Source organism: Mycoplasma sp. CSL10137 (assembly GCF_017116845.1).
GTDB lineage: Bacteria > Bacillota_I > Bacilli_A > Mycoplasmatales > Metamycoplasmataceae > Mycoplasmopsis.
Window position 1 is genome coordinate 1 of the sequence record NZ_JAFIRE010000008.1, and the last position, 2674, is coordinate 2674.

Sequence of the window (2674 nt, forward strand, 5' to 3'; positions counted from 1 at the left end):
GACGTGGAGCAAATCTCAAAAAACTATTCTCAGTTCGGATTGTAGTCTGCAACTCGACTACATGAAGTCGGAATCGCTAGTAATCGTAGATCAGCTACGCTACGGTGAATACGTTCTCGGGTCTTGTACACACCGCCCGTCACACCATGGGAGCTGGTAATGCCCGAAGTCGGTTTTGTTAACTACGGAGACAACTGCCTAAGGCAGGGCCGGTGACTGGGGTGAAGTCGTAACAAGGTATCCCTACGAGAACGTGGGGATGGATTACCTCCTTTCTACGGAGTACATAAGTTACAATTCATTTTAGTAACAATTACTAACTTTTAAGACCATTTTTATTTATTAATATTTGAGTCATGGCTTTCTTTAATGGTCAGAAAGATTTATATATCTAGTTTTGAGAGAACTTCTCTCAATTGTTCTTTGAAAACTGAATAGTAAAGATAAATTAATATAACAACGACATCAATAAAAATAAATTAGTCAATTTGTTTTGTGATACCGAGTAATTATTTTAAATAATAATTTATTAAAATGTCTTTGAATACATCAACAATAGGAAAATATTGAACTTTTAAATAAGTAAGAGTGAGTTGTGGATGCCTTGGGTCTGGAAGTCGATGAAGGACGTGATTACCTGCGATAAGCCTCGTGGAGCTGGATATAAGCTACGATACGGGGATTTCCGAATGGGGAAACCTAATTAGAGTAATATCTAATTGCATTAGAATGAATACATAGTTCTAATGACGAGACACGTTGTGAACTGAAACATCTTAGTAGCAACAGGAAGAGAAAATAAACAATGATTCCATTAGTAGCGGCGAGCGAACTTGGAAGAGCCCAAACCAACATTTATGTTGGGGTTGTAGGACTATCTACATGAAGTTACAAAATTTTGTTATAGCAGAAAAAGTTGGGAAACTTTAGCATAGAGGGTGATACTCCCGTATGCGAAATGGCAAAATCTTCTGATAGTATCCTGAGTAGGGCGGGGCACGTGAAACCCTGTCTGAATCTGCCGGGACCATCCGGTAAGGCTAAATACTAACCAGACACCGATAGTGAACTAGTACCGTGAGGGAAAGGTGAAAAGAACCCCGGGAGGGGAGTGAAACACAGAATCTGAAACAACTTACTTACAATTAGTCAGAGCGCGTTAATGCGTGATGGCGTACATCTTGCAGTATGGACCGGCGAGTTATGTTAACATGCGAGGTTAAGTGGATAAAAGCGGAGCCGTAGAGAAATCGAGTCTTAATAGGGCGCTTAGTATGTTGACATATACCCGAAACCATGTGATCTATTCATGAGCAGGCTGAAGCTTGGATAACACCAAGTGGAGGGCCGAACCGTAGTACGCTGAAAAGTGCCCGGATGACTTGTGAATAGCGGAGAAATTCCAATCGAACTTGGAGATAGCTGGTTCTCCTCGAAATAGCTTTAGGGCTAGCGTGTGATGTTAAACTTTGGTGGTAGAGCACTGAATATGGAATGGCCGCGCCTAGCGGTACTGACTATAATCAAACTCCGAATACCATTGTGTATTATCATGCAGTCGGAACCGGGGTGCTAACGTCCCGGCTCGCGAGGGCAACAACCCAGATCGTCGGCTAAGGTCCCAAAATCGTGTTAAGTCAGAAAGGTTGTGAGTTTTCATAAACAACTAGGAGGTTGGCTTAGAAGCAGCCACCCTTTAAAGAGTGCGTAATAGCTCACTAGTCAAGAGAACTTGCGCCAATAATGTAACGGGAGTAAAACACGATACCGAAGCCACGGGTACGAAAGTACGTTAGAGGAGCGTTCTTAGTGCGGCGAAGTCAGACCGTGAGGACTGGTGGAGCGCTAAGAAGTGAGAATGCCGGTATGAGTAACGATTTGAGGTGAGAATCCTCAACGCCTATTGGGAAAGGTTTCCTGGGGAAGGTTCGTCCACCCAGGGTTAGTCAGGACCTAAGGAGAGGCCGAAAGGCGTATCTGATGGACAACAGGTTAATATTCCTGTACTGGCTGTACGTAGTGATGGAGTGACGGAGAAGGATAACACTACCACTTATTGGATTGTGGGGTAAGTAACAACTGGTGGACATAGTTAAATGCGTGTCCTCTAACCGGGAGTTGCGAGTCATAAGCTGAAAAGCTGAATTGTGTGATTTCATGCTTCCAAGAAAAGCTTCTAAACGTTTAAATGTATGGTCACCTGTACCGAGAACGGACACACGTTCCCAAGATGAGTATTCTAAGGCGAGCGAGAAAACCAATGTTAAGGAACTCTGCAAATTAACCCCGTAAGTTCGCGAGAAGGGGTGCCAACTTTTGGTTGGCCACAGTAAATTGTGAGGGGCAACTGTTTATCAAAAACACAACTCTCTGCTAAACCGCAAGGTGATGTATAGGGGGTGAAGCCTGCCCAGTGCCCGAAGGTTAAGTGGATGCGTTAGCTTATGCGAAGCGTTGAAATGAAGCCCGGGTGAACGGCGGCCGTAACTATAACGGTCCTAAGGTAGCGAAATTCCTTGTCGGCTAAATACTGACCTGCACGAAAGGCGCAATGATCTCTCAACTGTCTCAACATTGGACTCGGTGAAATTATGGTCCCAGTGAAAACGCTGGGTACCCGCATCAAGACGAAAAGACCCCATGGAGCTTTACTACAACTTCGTATTGGAACTTG

The 2674-nt window shown here is 44.1% G+C and carries 2 rRNA genes; both read left to right on the forward strand.

The features are described from left to right. Positions 1-275: ribosomal RNA gene (locus JXZ92_RS03430) — 16S ribosomal RNA — on the forward strand; the annotation flags it as partial. Between the two features lie 297 nt (positions 276-572). Further along, positions 573-2674 (forward strand): 23S ribosomal RNA (locus JXZ92_RS03435); the annotation flags it as partial.